Origin of the sequence: Streptomyces sp. MBT53 (assembly GCF_016654115.1) — a bacterium.
Taxonomy (GTDB): Bacteria; Actinomycetota; Actinomycetes; order Streptomycetales; family Streptomycetaceae; genus Streptomyces.
The window spans coordinates 1-15,966 of sequence record NZ_JAEQAZ010000190.1; the positions used below are offsets into that span (position 1 = coordinate 1).

Genomic DNA, 15,966 nt, shown 5'->3' on the forward strand with positions numbered 1-15,966 from the left:
CTGCCCAGTGTCAGTGAGGACGCGGTGCCGCCGGTGCCGCCGTGGGTGAGTGTGGTGCCGTTGGCGAGGGTGATGCCGACCTGGTCGACGCGGGAGCCGGAGCGCAGGGAGATCTTGGTGGCGCGGGCGGCGGCCGGGACGTTGTCGATGTCCTGGTAGTAGTCGCCGTGCGGGCCGCCGAACTGGTCGCTGAGCTGGAAGTCCGCGTTCTGGGACCAGGTGAAGCCGACCGTGATCGGGTCGTGGTCGGAGAGCATCAGGCCGTCGGAGGTGAGGAACTTGGCGTGCTCGTTGTTGTACGAGGTCGCGTTGAGGGTGACCAGCTTGCTGCTGCGGTAGAGGACCTTGTCCACGACCTCGCAGGTGTTGGGCACGGTGGCCCCGGTCTGGTCGCACACCAGCGCGTCGCTGCCCTTGGCCGGTGCGACGCCGCCGCGGATCAGCTTGACCCAGGCGTCGGTGAGGCCGTTGTTCGAGGCGAACTCGGCGATGGTGTCGGCGCTGCGGGTGTAGCGGGTGTTCGTGTCACCCATCACCACGACGGCGTTGCCCGCCGAGTGGGTGCTGATGAACGAGGTCAGCTGGCTGAGGTTGTCCGCGCGGGAGGCCTCGTCGCCGTCGTTCGTACCCGCGTTGGTGTGCAGGTTGTAGAAGTCGACGTACACGCCCTCGGAGAGGCGCTCGCGCATGAACGTGAAGCCCTTGGGGGTGAGGCAGTCGCCCGAGTCGATCTGGCAGGAGTTCCAGTGGACGCGCTCGAAGTCGTCGCCGTCCCAGGCGTAGTTGGAGACGGTGTTGAGTCCGCTGCCGATGCCCGCGCCGCCGCTGGTCGCGGTGCGGTAGGGGTGGGTGTCGGTGGAGTACAGGTAGGCGTGGTAGTTGAAGTCCTCCTGCACGTTCACGATGTCGTACGGGGCGATGCGCGTGCCGATCGCGGTGGTGCTCGTGTCGCGCGGCGTCGAGGCGCTGGAGAGCGACTCGGGCAGCCCGGCGACGTTGTAGCTGAGCACGCTGAAGCTGCCCGAGGTCGCGGCGGCGGCCGGTGTGGCGGCAGCCACCGTGAGCCCGCCCAGGGCCGCGGCAGCGGTCGCCAGACAGGCGAGAAGTCTGCGCATGGGGAAGTGCCTCCTGCGGAGTGACAGAGGGGGAGGGTGGTGCGGCGGTCATGTCGAAATGTATCGACAAGCGCTTGCTATGGCTCCCCTCCGGCTGCACCGAATCAGGAATTCCGCATGACGCAGAGATGGCCAAGTCCCTTTGCGCGCCCGATTGTTGATGATGTGCCACGTTGAGCCCGTCCTCGGCACGGCCTCGACGCGGCACACCCGGTACAGGGCCGGTCCGGTCAGGCGGGCGTCGGCCACGCCTCCGGCGACCGGCCCAGCAGTCGTAGCGCCTCCTCCAGCGGGCCGGTGCCCTCCGGTACCTCCAGGGCGGGGGCGAAGGCGGAGCCCGGTGCACGGTACTCCGCGTCCGCCGGCACCAGGCGGGCGACCGCCAGGGCCGCGCCCAGGGCCTCGTCGGTGAGGTCGAGCCGTACCCCGAGTGCGGCGGCGACGTCCCAGGCGTGCACCACGTAGTCGACGAAGTGGAAGGCGACCGCCTGGAAGCCGGGGAAGCTGCGGCCGAGTTCCGGGAGGGCGAACTCCCTTTCCAGGGCGCCCGGTTCGGCGAACGCGGCCAGCGCCTCGGCCGCGGCCTCCCGGTGCGTCCGGGCCGGGTCGCTCATGTCCTGCGGCTCACGCCAGTGCGCGGCCTCCTGTCCCGCGCCGCGCGCGGCGGCCGCGAACCCGCGGTGCTGCGCGGCCATATGGGCCACGAGCCGCCGCAGGTCCCACCCCGCGCAGGGGGTGTCGCGCTGCCAGTCGCTGTCCTTCGCCAGATCCACGACGCGCACGGCTTCGTTCACTGCGATCCGGTCGAGCCCGACGATGTCCGTTCCGGTGGCTGTCATGGGTCGAGCATAAAACTATCCGAACGATCGTGCTCGATTTTTTCGGCGATTTCCTTCCGCCGCCACCCCGGCTCCCCGGGGCGGGACTCGTTCAACTCCCGGGCACCAGCGCCGGATCCACCGCGGCGGCGCGCAGCCGCGCCCGGATGCCGGCGCGGGCCCGGCCGTAGGAGATCTCCTCCTCGTTGTGCAGCACCGAGATCATGTTGGCCGTCTCCATCAACGCGACCAGTTCGAAGGCGAGTTGACCGGCGTCGATGTCCGGGAGCAGTTCACCGGCGGACTTGGCCTCCTCGACGGTGCCCTCCACATGGGCCGTCCAGTCGCGCTGCGACTGCAGCACCGCGTCGTGCACGGGACCGGAGCGGGCGTCGAACTCGGCGATGACCTCGTAGAAGAAGCAGCCGCCCGGGAAGACCCGGCCGCGTGAGTACTCCAGCCAGAGATCGCACAACTGCCACAGCCGGCCGACACCGGGCAGGGTGGCGAGGGCGGGCAGCACGACCCGCTCGGTGAAGATGCGGGCCGCCTCGCGCACGGTGGCGAGTTGCAGCTCCTGCTTGGAGCCGAACAGGGCGAAGACACCGCTCTTGCTCAGATCGAGTTCGAGGGCCAACCGCCCTACGGACAGCGCTTCCAGACCCTCGACGGAGGCGATGTCCACGGTGCGGCGCAGCACCAACTGCCGGGTCCTGTTGCCCCGTTCGATTCTGCCGTCGGTCCGAGCCATGGCGGACGTCCTCCTGGTGCAGGGACGAGTGGTCGGCGACCACGGTGGAAGAGCTGTGCGCGGGCCGCGCGGAACCCGCGCCCGCGAGCGGGGCGGTGGGCTCGTCGGGCTCACGGACTCCAGTCTGCCAGGCGGAAGATCGGTTGCCGCCGCTTCGCCCGGCGGACCCGGGCCGGTGAGCTCGGCGGGGCTGCCGTACGAGGCGACGACCGAGCCCCTCGGCCGGGCTGTTCAGGGCCGGGACGAGGGGCTGACCGGACGGGACCGTGGACCGGGTGGCTGTAGCCGGTCGGTGTTTTGGGGTGCTAGCGGCCCGCGCCGTCCAGACGGGCCCGGCTGTCGTTCGCGGTGGAGCGGGCGACCGTCGCGGCCGATGCGGTCGGGGTGCCGGCGAGGCCGACGGCGGTGACGAGGACGACCAGCAGCCATACGGCGATGCCGATCACGAAGGTGAGGGTGAACTGGCTCTCGGCGGGCAGGGCCGGCACGCCCGGCGGCAGTCCGTGCAGGGTGTTGGCCGCCATCAGCGTGGTGATCACCGCGCTGCCGATCGCGCTGCCGCCCGAGCGGGAGATCGAGTTGATGCCGTTGGCGATGCCGGTCTTCTCCGGCGGGACCCCGCCGACGATCAGCGCGGGCATCGCCGCGTAGGCGAAGCTGATCGCGACGCCGTTGACGGCGCTGGCGGTGATCACCGAGGCGGTCGTGTCGTGGGCGAGGGCCAGCCAGGTGGAGCCGAGCGCGCCCAGCAGCCCGCCGAGTCCCAGCACCAGCCGGGGGCCGTGGCGCTTGACGAGGACGCCGCCGAACGGCGCGCCCAGCAGGGAGAAGGCGGTGCCCGGCAGCAGGTATTCGACGGCGGCCCGCAGCGCGGACGCGCCGAACCCGTAGCCGGCCAGCGACGGGGGGATCTGGGCGAGGAAGGACAGCGCGATGAACTGGGCGAACATCACGAACCCGACGAGCAGTCCGGCGATGTTGGTGCTCAGCACCGGGCGCAGCACGAAGGTCGGCAGGTCGATCATCGGCTCCCGCACCCGGCTCTCGGTCACCCACCAGGCGACCGCCAGGACGGCCGCCGCGACGAAGCAGCCGAGCGTCCGGCCCGAGGTCCAGCCCCACTCCTGCCCCTGCGAGACGGGCAGCAGCAGGAGCACCAGGAACGCGCTGAAGGTGAGGGCGCCGAGCACGTCGGTGCGTCCGCCGGGGCTCTCGCGGTCCGCGGGCACCCAGACCACCAGGGCGATCAGCGTGACGGCGGCCAGACCGACCGAGAGCCAGAACACCCGCCGGTAGTCGGCGTCGGCGCCCTGCGTCAGCAGTCCGGAGAGCACCAGCGCGAGGCCGCTGCCGATCCCGAGCATGCCGCTGACCAGGGCCATGGCACCGGCGAGCCGTTCGGGAGCGATCTCCCGGCGCAGCACGGCCAGCGCGAGCGGGAAGATCGCGGTGGCGCTGCCCTGCAGCACGCGGGCCACGATCAGCAGCGGCAGCGAGTGGGTGACGGCGGCCAGCAGTGAGCCGGCCAGCAGCACCACAACTACGGCCACCAGTACGCGTTTACGGCCGTGCTGGTCACCGAGGCGGCCGAGCAGCGGGGTGAAGACGGCGGCCGACAGCAGGGTGGCGGTGTTGACCCAGCTGACGGCGGAGGCGGAGCTGTGCAGCGAGGACTGGACCAGTCCGAGGATCGGCACGAGCAGCGTCTGCATCATGGACACGACCATCGCGGCGGCGGAGAGGCTCACCACGAGGGCGGTCCGGCCCGTGTGCGCACGGGGTAAGGGCGTCGGAGCGGGCTGGAGCGGTGTCGACATGTCAGTAACCCTTTGCTCCTGGGGCGTTGGGAGCTGTGGCCGTGTCGCCGAGCGGTGGCGGACACGCAGCGAAGGGCACAGATATTAGCACGGTCGGTCGTATTGATTATCTCCTCGGAATGGTAAACAATATGCACGGTCGTGCTCCTTTGTGGGGCCGGTCGACCATCCTGCACACACGTGAGAAGGGACAGCCGCACACGTGATGCGCAACGAGAGTGAGAGCGGCGGTACGGAGCTCGTCGATCCGTACTGCCTGAAGGAAGGGGAGGCGGACCGGCTGCTGGCCGGCCACCCCTGGCAACGGTTCGTGGCACTGGGGGACAGCGTGGTGGAGGGACTCGGCGATCCCGTGCCGGGCTACCTCGACCGGCCCTGGGTCGACAGACTCGCCGCCGACCTCCGACGGCACGGACCCGACCTCGTCTACCGCAACCTCGGCCGCCGCAACACCCGCGCCGCCCTGGTCCGGTCGACCCAGCTCGACAAGGCGCTGGCGTTCGGACCGGACCTCGCGCTCGTCTCCTGCGGCGGCTACGACACCCTCGTCGCCGCCTTCGACGAGGAGCGGGTCGCCGCCGAACTGCGGGCCGTCGTCGCCGCGTTGCGCGAGAGCGGCAGCACGGTGATCACCGTCAGCATGATCGACAGCTCGCGTTCGCCGCAGCTGCCCGCCGGTGTCCGGCAGCGGTTCGCCTCGCGTCTGCGCGCCCTGTCCGACGCCACCACGGAGATCGCACGTGACCTGGGCACCCTCCACATCGACCTGTTCGACCACCCGGTCGGCGACGCCGACAACCTGCTGAGCGCCGACGGCCGGCACGCCAACCGGCGCGGCCACGCCATCGCCGCCGCCGAGGCCGTACGCGCGATCGGCGCATATCTGGCCCGGCCCGAGCTGAGGAACGGTGCGGCATGACGACCACCCCCGAACGGGCGGCCACCGCCCCCTCCCTGCGCGACCGCATGACGCTCGCGGGCATCCTCACCGGCGGCTGGCTGGCCCAAGGCTGCTACGCCGTGGCCGAGTTGGGCCTCCCCGACCTGCTGGCCGACGGCCCGCGCCCGGCCGCCGAACTCGCCGCCGAGACGGACGCCGACCCCCGCGCGGTACGCCGGCTGCTGCGCGTCCTCAGCTCCGTGGGCCTCTTCACCGAACCCGAACCCGGAGTCTTCGCGCTGGCCCCGACCGGCCGCCTGCTGTGCACCGACACCGTACGGTCGAGCCGCTCGGCCGCGATCATGTTCGGCGAGGAGGTGCACCGCTCCTTCGGCGCCATCACCCACACCCTGCGCACCGGCACGCCGGCCTTCGACTCCCTCTACGGCATGCCGTTCTACGACTACCTCGACAGCCACCCCGAAGCCGCCGCCGTGTTCACCTCGGCGATGGGCGCCGCACCCGTACCGCCCGCGCTGAACGCCGTGGACCTCACGGGCGTCGGCACGCTCGTGGACGTGGGCGGCGGCGACGGCAGCCTGCTCGCCAAGGTGCTGCCCCACCACCCCGTCATGCGCGGGGTGCTCACCGAACTGCCCGACGCCCTCGAAGGCGCCCGAGACCGGCTCACCCTGCTGGGCCTGGCCGACCGGACGGACCTCGTCGCGGGCAGCTTCTTCGACCCGCTGCCCGAAGGCGGCGACGTCTACACGCTCTCCCGGGTGCTGCACAACTGGAACGACGACAAGGCCGTACGGATCCTGCGCCGCGTCCGCGAGGCCATGCCCGACCACGGACGGCTGCTCGTCCTCGAACGGCTGGAGACACCGGTGCCCGAGGGCGCCGCCCTGACCCGGCAGGCCGCCCAGGGACGGCTCATCGACCTGCTGATGCTGGTCATGCTGGAGGGCTGGGACAGGTCCGAGGGCGAGTACCGGGCCCTCCTGGAGGCGGCCGGCTTCACCGTCCGGGCCGTGCACCCCGCCCCGCTGCAGTCCGACCGCGCCGAGCAGGTCATCGAAGCGGTACCCGCCGGCACCCCGACGGGAGAGGCACGATGAGCGCCCCGGCGACCACCCCGGAATCCCCGCGGGAGGCCACCGCGGCGGACCGGCTGCTGGTCCTCAGCGTCAGCTCCCGCCCCGGCTTCCACACCACCGTACGGACCGCGCTGGCCGACGCGGGCGACGGCCCCGGGCACCGCGCCGGCGCCGACTGGCCCGACCTCTACCAGGACACGGCCCGCCGCGCCCACCGCTTCCTGGCCCGCACCCGGGAGGGCGACGAGACCACCGTCGTGACCGCCGGCACCCTCCCCGAGGCCGCGACCGCGTTACGCGCGGCGGCCGGCGGCGCCACGACCGCCACCCTCGCCCTGCTGCTGGTGGACGCCCAGGCCGCCGGACTCAGCACCGACCCGCTCGCGGACACCATGGACGCGGCCCTCGCCGACCTCTTCGCCGCGCTGCCCGACGAGATCTCGGCCGACCTGTCGGCGTACACCGTGCACGTCTACGACGAACTCGACCGGTCACCCGCCCGGCTCGGCCGCTCCTACGCGCTCAAGCAACTCCCGGAAGAATCCTGGCTGTTGGCCGCCGACGTCATCTGCGCCCTCGCGGACCAGACACAGTTCCGGCACATCGGCCAGGTCATCCGCGCCGAGTCCGCGCCCCGGCGCGCGCTCGCCCAGTGGCTGCACTCCTTCCTCACCGCCCGTGCCGGCGACACCTGGGGGCTGCACTACTACACCGGCTCCATCGTGACCGGACTGATCGGCGAGCTGGAGCGGACCGCGGAACAGTCCGGGAACCCGGTGCTGCGCGGCCCGAGCGAACACGCCCTGGCCTGCGGGGCGATGGCGCGCTGGCAGCTGGACGAGGCGCCCTTCCTCATCGTGGTCACCAACGGCATGGTCGACGAGTTCAAGGGCACCCTCGCCAACCTGCGCGACACCGAGGCCCGCGGCTTCATCGTCTGCGCCGACCCCGACCCCGGCGGCTGGTTCCCCTTCCAGGGCACCGTCCACCAGGGCGAGGACTCCCGCGCCGTGTTCCGGGCGCGCGGCCTGCCCACCTTCCACCTCGACGACCCCGCCCGCCTGGCCGAGGACCTCGCCGGTGCCCAGAAGGCCTACGACGCCGGCGAGGGCCCGGTCGTGCTGCTGACCGGCGCCGCCGTCCTCGACACCCCTGCCACCGCAGCCGAGTTCACCCCGCCCGCCGCCCCGAGGGCTCGCGCCCAGGTCACCGAAAGTGCCCTCGAACCGGTACTGCGCCTGGTCAACGAGGAGCCCGCCCGGCTGCTGTGGCAGTGCGGCCGGCTCGACCCGGAGGAACGCGCCCTCACCCACGCCCTCGCACGGGCGGCCGGCATCGCGCTCGCCGACTCGCTGACCCGGCCCGGCACGGTGAGCCGCCACCACGACGGCGCACACGTCCCCGAGTACCTGGGCACCCTCGGCATGATGGGCTGCTCGGCCCGGGTGCACGCCTTCCTGCACCACGAGGAACGGCTGCGCGCCCGCACCGAACAGGCCCTGTTCATGCTCAAGAGCAGGATCACCGAGCTGTCCACGCCGTTCACCCCGCGCGCCCTGGAACGCCAGCTGCGGATCGTGCAGATCACGCACACCCCGGAGCACATCGCGCCGTTCACCGACCACCCCGTCGTCGCCGACGCCCGAGGCTTCCTGCGGGCGCTGCGCGACGGACTCGCGGTCGACCCAGAGGTGCTGGCGGCCCGCCGCGCGGCCATCGAGGCGACCCACGACAGCGCCTCCGACGTCCTGCACCGGCTGCCGCTGCGCCCCATGAGCCCCAACTACTTCTTCCATCAACTGGGCGAACTCCTCACGGATCTGATCACCCGTCACCACTACACCTACACGGGCCTCTACGACGTGGGACGCGGCGGCATCTCGGCCGTGCGCAACCTGCCGCGCACCGGCCCGGGCTTCTCCGGCTGGTACGGCCGCGCCCTGATGGGCGACGCCCTCCAGGCGGTACCCGCCGTCGCCCTCACCCGCGACGACAACGTGCTGGCCTTCGTCGGCGACGGCGCGAGCGCCCTCGTACCCGACATCGTGCCGACCCTGGTGCAACAGGCGGTGCAGTACGGCAGGCGCCCGCGCGGCAACGTCAGCGTCTTCCGGCTGATCGACGGCGGCCACTCCGTCATCCGCACCTACCGGGAGACCCGGACCGCGGTCGCCTCCGACCGCCAGACCCAGGTGCTGCACCTCCTCCAGCCGGAGGGGACCCACGACTACGGGCCGCTCACCGTCTCGCACCGCCACCTCACCGGGGTGCCCCACGACGAACTCCGCGAGCGGCTGCTGCGGCGCGGCACCGTCGACCTGTACTCGGTCGAACTGGCCCACAACAACGAGGGCGACGGCATGAGCCCGGCCGGCGCGCTCGGCTGGCAGCGGGACGAACTGGCCGAACTCGCCTTCACCGTGGCACGCGCCACCCGGCGGAAAGCCGAACGCACGGCCCGCTGACGGGACTTGACGCGCGTGACAAGGAACAGTCCGGCGGACGGGCATCGTCCGACGGAGCCGCGACGACATGGACAGGATGAACATGGATCAGGCCACGGCCCTGACCGGCAAGGCTCTCAACGCCCTCTCTCTGGTGAGCCCGTGGCTCGCGGGCGAAGCCACCTACCGTCTCTTCCGGCTCCCCCTCAAGCGCGCCACCGCCCGCGACGAGGAGAAACGGCTCATCGAGCAGGCGCACATCGAGAAGGTGCGCGTCGACGGGGAGACGGCCCTCACCTACCGCTGGGGGAGCGGGGAGCGGCCGGTGCTGCTCGCCCACGGCTGGCAGTCGCGCGGCACCTGCTTCGCCCGGTTCGTACCGGGGCTCCTCGACGCCGGGTACAGCCCCGTCGCCTACGACGCACCCGCCCACGGCGACGCCACCGGCTCCACCACACACGTCCTCGCCTTCCGCGAGGTGATCGGTCAACTGGCCGCGGAACACGGCGAGTTCGAGGCGATCATCAGCCACTCGGTCGGCGTCATGGCCTCGGTGCTCGCGCTGCGCTCCGGAGTGTCGGCCCGGCGGCTCGTCGCGATCAGCCAGGTGGGCGAGTTCACCTTCCTCTTCGACCAGTTCTGCGGGCAGCTGGGCCTGCGGCCGAAACTGCGGGAGGAACTCCGGCACCGCATCGAGACCCGGATCTTCCCCGGCGAGAAGGACATCTGGCAGCGCTTCTCCACCACGTACGAACCCTCGGGCGTCACCGTGCCCATCCTGGTCGTCCACGACGAGGACGACCGGATGGTCGGGGTGGACCAGGCGCACCGGATGGCCGAGGTCTTCGGCGACCAGGCGCGGCTGGTCACCACCCAGGGCCTCGGGCACCGCAGGATCCTGGACGATCCCGGAGTCGTCGAGTACACCCTGGACTTCGTGACGGCCGCGCAGAGCGGTCCGGCCGAGGCCTCGGTGGCCGGCCGATGAGCGGACTGCTCGCCGGGCGGCGCGTGCTGGTCACGGGCGTGCTGATGGACTCCTCGATCGCCTTCCACGCGGCCCGGCTCGCCCAGGAGGAGGGCGCCGAGGTGCTGCTCACCGGCTTCGGACGGCTCAGCCTGGTGGAACGCGTCGCCCGGCGGCTGCCCAAGCCGGCCCCGGTGATCGAACTGGACGTGACCGACCGGGAGCATCTGGCCCGGCTGCCCGAGCGGATCCGCGAGCACACCGACGGGCTCGACGGCATCGTGCACTCCATCGCCTTCGCGCCGCCGGACGCGCTCGGCGGCGGGTTCCTGGACACACCCTGGACGTCGGTCGCGACGGCGGTGGAGGTGTCGGCGTACTCCCTGAAGTCGCTGACGCAGAGCTGTCTTCCGCTCTTCGGCCCGCGCGGCGGCTCGGTGGTCGGGCTGACCTTCGACGCGACGGTGGCCTGGCCGGCGTACGACTGGATGGGGGTGGCCAAGGCCGCGCTGGAGTCGACGTCCCGCTATCTCGCCCGGGACGTGGGGCCGTTGGGGATCCGCTGCAACCTCGTGGCGGCGGGGCCGATCCGCACCATGGCGGCCAAGTCCATCCCGGGGTTCGACACGTTCCGCGACGTGTGGACCGAGCGCGCCCCGCTGGGCTGGGACGTGACCGACGCCGAGCCGACCGGGCGCGCAGTGGTGGCGCTCCTGTCGGACTGGTTCCCCAGCACCACCGGCGAGGTGGTCCACGTGGACGGCGGGGTGCACGCGATCGGGGCGTAGCCGCACCGATGCGCATCGTCCGGGGCCCGGCACGTCACCGCGTGCCGGGCCCCGGACGTGGTCAGGCGTCGGGGGCGGCGGTCCTGGCGGCGACGAACGCGGCCAGCCGGCGGATGCCCTCCGTGATCTGTTCCGGGTCCAACGAGCTGCAGGACAGCCTGAGTTGATGCGTGCCTCCGCCGTCGAGGTAGAAGCTGTCCATCGGGGTCCACAGGACGCCGAAGTCGCGCGCCGAGCGTTCCAGTGCCTTGGCGTCGGCGGTGAACGGCACGGTCATCACCAGGAAGAAGCCGCCGTCGGGCCGGTTCCAGGACAGGCCGAGACGCTCCCGCTCGGCGGCCGGGAAGGACCGGTCGAGTGCGTCGAGCAGGGTGTTCATGTTCGCGGCGTAGTAGGCGGTGGAGGCGGCGTTCGCGTCGCGCAGCCGGCAGCCCGACCCGACCAGGATGCCGCCGACGACGGCCTGGCTGATGGCCGAGGTGTTGACCGTGGTCATGCTCTTGATCTTCGAGAGCCCGTCGGCGAGCAGACCGCGGGTGCCGTCGGGTGCCAGCACCTCCTGGTCGGCCAGAACGTAGCCGACCCGCGCGGCCGGCAGCGTCGTCTTGGCGAACGAGCCCACATAGACCACCCGGCGACCGCCGAGCGCCTTCAGCGTGGGCGGGGTGGTGCCGGTGCGGGAGAAGAACCCGTACGGGTTGTCCTCGAGCAGCAGCAGATCCTCCCGCCCGGCCACCTCCAGGAGCCGCCGGCGCCGCTCCAGCGGCAGGCTCGTCCCGGACGGGTTGGCGAAGTCCGGCACGAGATACAGCGCCCTGGGCCGCCCGCCCGCCGCGCGCACCTCGGCCGCCGCTGCCGCCACCGCGTCCGGCTCCAGCCCCTCGGGGCCCTCCGGTACGGCGTGGATCCGCAGGTCCAGGAGGCGGGCGGCGCCCATGATGCCGACGTAGGCGGGCGTGCTGATCAGCAGGGTGTCCTCGGGCGCGGCGAACAGGGCGCGCAGGACCAGCAGCATGCCCTCCTGGGCGCCGGTGGTGACCACCACCGCCTCGGCCGGTACGTCGATGCCCTCGTCGTTGCGGAGGGTGCGGGCGATCAGCTCGTGGATGACGCCGTTGGTGCGCCCGTACTGGAAGAGCTGGGTGCGCACCCGGTCCCGGGACCACCCCAACTCCCGTTCCAGGTAGTCGGTGTAGGTCCGCAGATGGCGGGAGAGGTCCTCGGGTTCGAAGTCCCCCTGCCAGGGGCGGCCTGGGGCGAAGGACAGGGCCTCGGGGAAGCGCGAGACGACCTCGTTGAGGAAGTTCATCGCGTCGAGGACGGGGTCGGTGAGACCGGCGTGCAGCCCCTGGAGCAGCGGCTCCGGGTGCGGTAAGGACGGCCGTGGGCCGGTGCGGGTGTCGGTCACGATGTCTCCCCCTCGGTATGGGTGTCCTTGGCGGCGAAGGCGGTGCGCAGGAAACGGGCCGCCTCCTCCTGGGCCCGGCGGCCGGCGTCCAGGGTTCCGGCCATCGCGAAGAAGCCGTGGATCATGCCGGGGTAGCGGGTCAGCGTCACCGGCACTCCGTCGTCCCGCAGCCGGGCGGCGTACTGCTCGCCCTCGTCACGCAGGGGGTCGTACTCGGCGGTGATGACGAGCGCGGGCGGCAGACCGCTGAGATCCTTGGCCCGCAGTGGTGAGGCCAGCGGGTTGCCGGCGTCCTCGGGGCGGTCGAGGTAGTGGTCCCAGTACCAGGTGACGGACCGGTCGTTGAAGAACGCCGGATCGGTGTTCTCCCGCCGGGACGGGGTGTCGGCGTGCCGGTCGGTGTTGGGGTAGACGAGCAACTGGGCGGCGGGGCGCGGGCCTTGACGGTCCCGGGCCAGCAGTGTGACCGCGGCGGACAGATTGCCTCCGGCGCTGTCGCCGCCGACGGCGATCCTGCCGGGGTCGGCCGCGTGCAGCGGTCCGGGGCGTCCGGACTGTTCGGCGGCCCAGGTCAGGCCGGCGTAGGAGTCCTCGACGGCCGCCGGGAAGCGGTGCTCCGGGGCGAGCCGGTAGCCGACTGACACCGTGATGCAGCCGACGGCGTCGGTGAGGGCGCGGCAGATCGCGTCGCAGGTGTCGATGGTGCCGAGGGTCCAGCCGCCGCCGAAGAGATAGACGAGGACCGGCAGCGGGCCGTCGGCCGCGGGACGGTAGACGCGGCCGGGGAGCGGTCCGTCCGGTCCCGGGATCAGGACGTCGGTGACCTCGTGGACCGGCAGCGGTGTCCCGGAGTCGGCGCGGATCGCGGCCAGGTCGGCCGCCCGCGCCTCCTCCAGGGTCATCTCGTACAGGGGCCGGGTACCGGCCGAGGCGCGCTGGGCGCGGAGGGCTTCCACCTGTGGGTCGAGAGAATCGAGAGACATGACGAAGACGATCTCCTGCTCGGTCAGGGGGCGTCGGGCAGCAACTGAGGGTCGGTGGTGGCGGCGCGCAGCCGGTCGAGGATCGCCGCCGAGGCGTGGCCGTAGGCGCTGTCGTCCCCGCTGAGCAGGGACTCGCCGTTGGCGGTCTCCATGAAGGCGATGAGTTCGAAGGCCAGTTGGCCGGTGCTGGTCTGTGGGCGGATCTGGCCGGCCGCGCGGGCCTCCTCGATGGTCCGCTCGATGAAGGTGCGCCAGTTGGCCTGTGCCGCGGCCACCTCGTCGTGGACGGGCCCGAGGCGGGCGTCGAACTCGGCGGAGACGGAGTAGAAGAAGCAGCCGCCGGGGAACACGCGGGTCCGGGAGTAGTCGAGCCACTTCTCGCACAGGTGACGGATCTTCGCGACACCGTCGGGGAAGCGGCGGGCCGGGATGACCACATGGCCCAGGAAGATCGTGACCGCGGTGCGCACGGTGGCGCGCTGCAGTTCCTCCTTGGAGCCGAACAGGGAGAAGACGCCGCTCTTGCTCAGTTCGAGCTCGTCGGCGAGGTGCCCCAGCGACAGTCCTTCCAGGCCGCGGACCGACGCCACGTCGACGGCGTGGCGCAGGATCAGCTGCCGGGTCTGGTTGCCCCGGGCGAGGCGGCCGTCTGTTCGCTTCCTGACCTTGTTGACCGCGGTGTTGTCGGTGCTCACGTCACATCCTCGGGTTCTGGTGGCGGTGCGCGTGAGCTCCGGCCCCTCCAATATTTCCGTACGACCGTTTAGTATCCGCACGGTCGTACTGTTGGAATGGTATCGTACGAGTGATCGACCGCAAGGAACACAACGGGGGTACCTCTGTGAGTCGTCAGGCGTTACACGACTTAGAGCAGGCGGCACAGGCCCGCCTGCCCAGTCATGTGTGGGACTTCATCGCGGGCGGCAGCGGCACGGGCTCGATGCTCACCGCCAACCGCCGCACGCTCGACCGCATCAGACTCCGCCCGCGCGTCCTGACGGACGTGTCCCGGGTGGACACCGCCACCACCCTGCTGGGGGATCCGGTCTCCGCGCCGGTGGGCATCGCGCCCATGGCCTATCACCAACTGGCCCATCCCGAGGGGGAGGTGGCCGCCGCCCGGGCCGCGGGCAAGGCCGGGGTGCTGCTGACGGTGAGCATGTTCGCCAGCCGCACGCTGGCCGACATCGCCGCCGCCGCGAGCGGGCCGCTCTGGCTCCAGCTGTACTGGCTGCGCCACCGCGACGCGCTGCTGGACCTGATCCGGCGCGCGGAGGAGACAGGGTTCCGTGCCCTGGTCCTCACCGTCGACGCGCCGCGGATGGCCCGGCGCCCCAGAGACGAGCGCAACGGCTTCGCCGTCCCGGAGGGCATCCGTGCCGTCAACCTCGACGAGACACTAATGTCCGCCTCGTACGGCGGACGGGCGGGGCACTCCGCCGTCGCCCGGCACGCGCGCGAGCAGTTCGACGCCTCCGTCGGCTGGGCCGATCTCGCCTGGCTGCGGGAGCGGACCTCGCTGCCGCTCGTGCTGAAGGGCATCCTCACGGCGGAGGACGCGCTGCTCGCCGTCGAACACGGGGTGTCCGCCGTGCTCGTGTCCAACCACGGCGGACGTCAACTCGACTTCGCCCAGCCCGCGTTCGCGGCCCTGCCCGAGATCGTCGACGCCGTCGACGGCCGGATCCAGGTGCTCGTCGACGGGTCCGTCCGGTACGGCGCCGACGTCGTCAAGGCGCTCTGTCTCGGCGCGGACGCCGCACTGCTCGGCAGGCCGCTGCTGTGGGGGCTGGCGGACTCGGGGGACGAGGGCGCGACAGCCGTCCTGCGGACCCTGCTGGACGAGGTCGAGGAGACCATGGCGCTCATGGGCGCCTCCGGGATCGGCTCACTGGGCCGGGCCGGCGTGGTCCGCCCGCGCGTCGAGTAGCGCGCCCAAATTATTCAAAATCTGAAATAAAAACGCCCGCTGTTTCTTTGTGAATTGGTTGCGGCGTAAATTTGTGCTGCCCTGAAATAGGTCGGCACTGTACATGTTCGTGTTAAGGATCCATGCACCCGCGCGTTGAGAACCTTTTACTTGTGCCGGTCGGATGGATCTGATCTGATGGAGCTCAGGTTAGCTCTCAGTGATCGTCCGTAGGTGCTTTTGCAGTGGACGGGGGAAAATCTTGTGAATGGCGAATGGGTCGATGAGTTCTTACTCTCCGGTCCAGACCAGGAAACGGTGTTGACATTCGGCACCGCGGTGACCAGGGGTGAGTTGCGGGCTGAAGTGGAGCGCCGCCAAAAGGGACTCCTGTCCGCCGGGCTTACTCTCGGTGGCACCGCCGTACTGCGGCTCCCGCCGTCCCTGGCGCTGGTCGCCACCCTGCTGGCCGGCTGGCGCGCCGGAGCTCAGTGTGCCCTTGTCGACCATCGGCTCACCCCCAGCGAAGCCGACACGGCGATCGAGAGAATCAACCCGCAGGTCGTTGTCGTACCCGACCGTGAGATTCACGGAAGGCTGCGCGGATATTTCGAAACGGATTCCGTGGTGACAGCCCGGGAAGGCGGCGCGCCGGCCCGCTCGGAACATGTTCTGCTGCAGCTCAGCTCCGGATCGACCGGACCTTCCAAGGTGATCGGGAGAAGCGCCGGGAGTCTCATTGCGGAAGTGGAACGCTATGGGCTGCTGAATTCCTATCCGAAGAACGGCGGGCGAATTGTTGTCCTGGCCTCCGTGATTCATGTACTGGGCCTCGTCGGCGGACTCCTCCACGGCCTGCACAACCGGATCCCGCTGACCCTGCCGAGCAGCCACACCGTCGACTCCATCCACGGCGCGGTGGCGGCGGACCCCGCCCCCACCACCCTGCTCGGCGTACCGTCCCAGGCCGCCCTCCTCGCCCTGGT

At 71.3% G+C, this 15,966-nt stretch carries 14 protein-coding genes; 7 read left to right on the forward strand and 7 right to left on the reverse strand.

What is annotated here, in order from left to right:
- The 4 genes from JHN45_RS41830 to JHN45_RS41845 form a co-directional block, all read right to left on the reverse strand.
- Nucleotides 1-1,115 (reverse strand): endonuclease (locus JHN45_RS41830; protein ID WP_201054594.1); only part of this gene is annotated, 1,115 nt, incomplete at its 3' end.
- 230 nt (nt 1,116-1,345) lie between these two features.
- Nucleotides 1,346-1,954: a TIGR03086 family metal-binding protein gene (locus tag JHN45_RS41835; RefSeq protein WP_201054595.1), complete on the reverse strand. Its 609-nt coding sequence runs from the start codon at nt 1,952-1,954 to the stop codon at nt 1,346-1,348.
- 91 nt (nt 1,955-2,045) lie between these two features.
- A complete protein-coding gene (locus JHN45_RS41840; RefSeq protein ID WP_200716561.1) occupies nt 2,046-2,684 on the reverse strand; it encodes a TetR/AcrR family transcriptional regulator in 639 nt (212 codons plus the stop codon).
- A 305-nt stretch (nt 2,685-2,989) separates the two neighbouring features.
- Nucleotides 2,990-4,501 carry an MFS transporter gene (locus JHN45_RS41845; protein WP_201054596.1) on the reverse strand — a complete coding sequence of 504 codons (1,512 nt, stop codon included), beginning with the start codon at nt 4,499-4,501 and terminating at the stop codon, nt 2,990-2,992.
- 205 nt (nt 4,502-4,706) lie between these two features.
- Between JHN45_RS41845 and JHN45_RS41850 the strand changes: the two genes are divergently transcribed.
- The 5 genes from JHN45_RS41850 (at nt 4,707) to fabI (ending at nt 10,680) form a co-directional block, all read left to right on the forward strand.
- The gene (locus JHN45_RS41850) at nt 4,707-5,420 is read left to right on the forward strand and encodes an SGNH/GDSL hydrolase family protein (RefSeq protein WP_201054597.1); all 714 of its coding nucleotides are present in this window, start codon (nt 4,707-4,709) and stop codon (nt 5,418-5,420) included.
- Nucleotides 5,417-6,502, forward strand: a complete 1,086-nt coding sequence (locus JHN45_RS41855) for a methyltransferase (RefSeq protein ID WP_201054598.1) — start codon at nt 5,417-5,419, stop codon at nt 6,500-6,502. Before JHN45_RS41850 ends, JHN45_RS41855 begins: the two co-directional genes overlap by 4 nt.
- Nucleotides 6,499-8,946, forward strand: coding sequence for a hypothetical protein (locus JHN45_RS41860; protein ID WP_201054599.1), 2,448 nt, complete (start codon nt 6,499-6,501; stop codon nt 8,944-8,946). The genes JHN45_RS41855 and JHN45_RS41860 overlap by 4 nt, the downstream gene beginning before the upstream one ends.
- 67 nt (nt 8,947-9,013) lie before the next feature.
- A complete protein-coding gene (locus JHN45_RS41865; protein WP_234469609.1) occupies nt 9,014-9,913 on the forward strand; it encodes an alpha/beta hydrolase in 900 nt (299 codons plus the stop codon).
- On the forward strand, nt 9,910-10,680 hold the full coding sequence (gene fabI / locus JHN45_RS41870) for an enoyl-ACP reductase FabI (protein WP_200716566.1): 771 nt from the start codon (nt 9,910-9,912) through the stop codon (nt 10,678-10,680). Before JHN45_RS41865 ends, fabI begins: the two co-directional genes overlap by 4 nt.
- Nucleotides 10,681-10,741: 61 nt before the next feature.
- Here fabI and JHN45_RS41875 read toward each other — a convergent pair whose 3' ends face one another.
- From JHN45_RS41875 to JHN45_RS41885, 3 genes are read right to left on the reverse strand one after another with little or no spacing between them, the layout of a single operon-like run.
- Complete coding sequence (locus JHN45_RS41875; RefSeq protein ID WP_307783341.1) at nt 10,742-12,088, reverse strand: PLP-dependent aminotransferase family protein; 1,347 nt, start codon at nt 12,086-12,088, stop codon at nt 10,742-10,744.
- Nucleotides 12,085-13,071 (reverse strand): alpha/beta hydrolase, encoded by a 987-nt coding sequence (locus JHN45_RS41880; RefSeq protein ID WP_201054600.1) that lies wholly within the window; start codon nt 13,069-13,071, stop codon nt 12,085-12,087. The genes JHN45_RS41875 and JHN45_RS41880 overlap by 4 nt, the downstream gene beginning before the upstream one ends.
- Nucleotides 13,072-13,094: 23 nt before the next feature.
- The gene (locus tag JHN45_RS41885) at nt 13,095-13,766 is read right to left on the reverse strand and encodes a TetR/AcrR family transcriptional regulator (RefSeq protein WP_201054601.1); all 672 of its coding nucleotides are present in this window, start codon (nt 13,764-13,766) and stop codon (nt 13,095-13,097) included.
- A 146-nt stretch (nt 13,767-13,912) separates the two neighbouring features.
- On the opposite strand from JHN45_RS41885, the gene JHN45_RS41890 reads away from it, so the two are divergent.
- Both JHN45_RS41890 and JHN45_RS41895 read left to right on the forward strand, forming a co-directional pair.
- Nucleotides 13,913-15,001 carry an alpha-hydroxy acid oxidase gene (locus JHN45_RS41890; protein ID WP_201054602.1) on the forward strand — a complete coding sequence of 363 codons (1,089 nt, stop codon included), beginning with the start codon at nt 13,913-13,915 and terminating at the stop codon, nt 14,999-15,001.
- A 213-nt stretch (nt 15,002-15,214) separates the two neighbouring features.
- On the forward strand, nt 15,215-15,966 hold a 752-nt coding region (locus JHN45_RS41895; protein ID WP_201054603.1), incomplete at its 3' end, for an AMP-binding protein.

What these genes read in the sequence shown, in the direction of transcription:
- JHN45_RS41840 (WP_200716561.1), bottom strand. Translation starts at nt 2,684, where the DNA reads ATGGCTCGGACCGACGGCAGAATCGAACGGGGCAACAGGACCCGGCAG.
- JHN45_RS41855 (WP_201054598.1), top strand. Translation starts at nt 5,417, where the DNA reads ATGACGACCACCCCCGAACGGGCGGCCACCGCCCCCTCCCTGCGCGAC.
- JHN45_RS41850 (WP_201054597.1), top strand. Translation starts at nt 4,707, where the DNA reads ATGCGCAACGAGAGTGAGAGCGGCGGTACGGAGCTCGTCGATCCGTAC.
- JHN45_RS41845 (WP_201054596.1), bottom strand. Translation starts at nt 4,501, where the DNA reads ATGTCGACACCGCTCCAGCCCGCTCCGACGCCCTTACCCCGTGCGCAC.
- JHN45_RS41865 (WP_234469609.1), top strand. Translation starts at nt 9,014, where the DNA reads ATGGACAGGATGAACATGGATCAGGCCACGGCCCTGACCGGCAAGGCT.
- JHN45_RS41860 (WP_201054599.1), top strand. Translation starts at nt 6,499, where the DNA reads ATGAGCGCCCCGGCGACCACCCCGGAATCCCCGCGGGAGGCCACCGCG.
- fabI (WP_200716566.1), top strand. Translation starts at nt 9,910, where the DNA reads ATGAGCGGACTGCTCGCCGGGCGGCGCGTGCTGGTCACGGGCGTGCTG.
- JHN45_RS41880 (WP_201054600.1), bottom strand. Translation starts at nt 13,071, where the DNA reads ATGTCTCTCGATTCTCTCGACCCACAGGTGGAAGCCCTCCGCGCCCAG.
- JHN45_RS41835 (WP_201054595.1), bottom strand. Translation starts at nt 1,954, where the DNA reads ATGACAGCCACCGGAACGGACATCGTCGGGCTCGACCGGATCGCAGTG.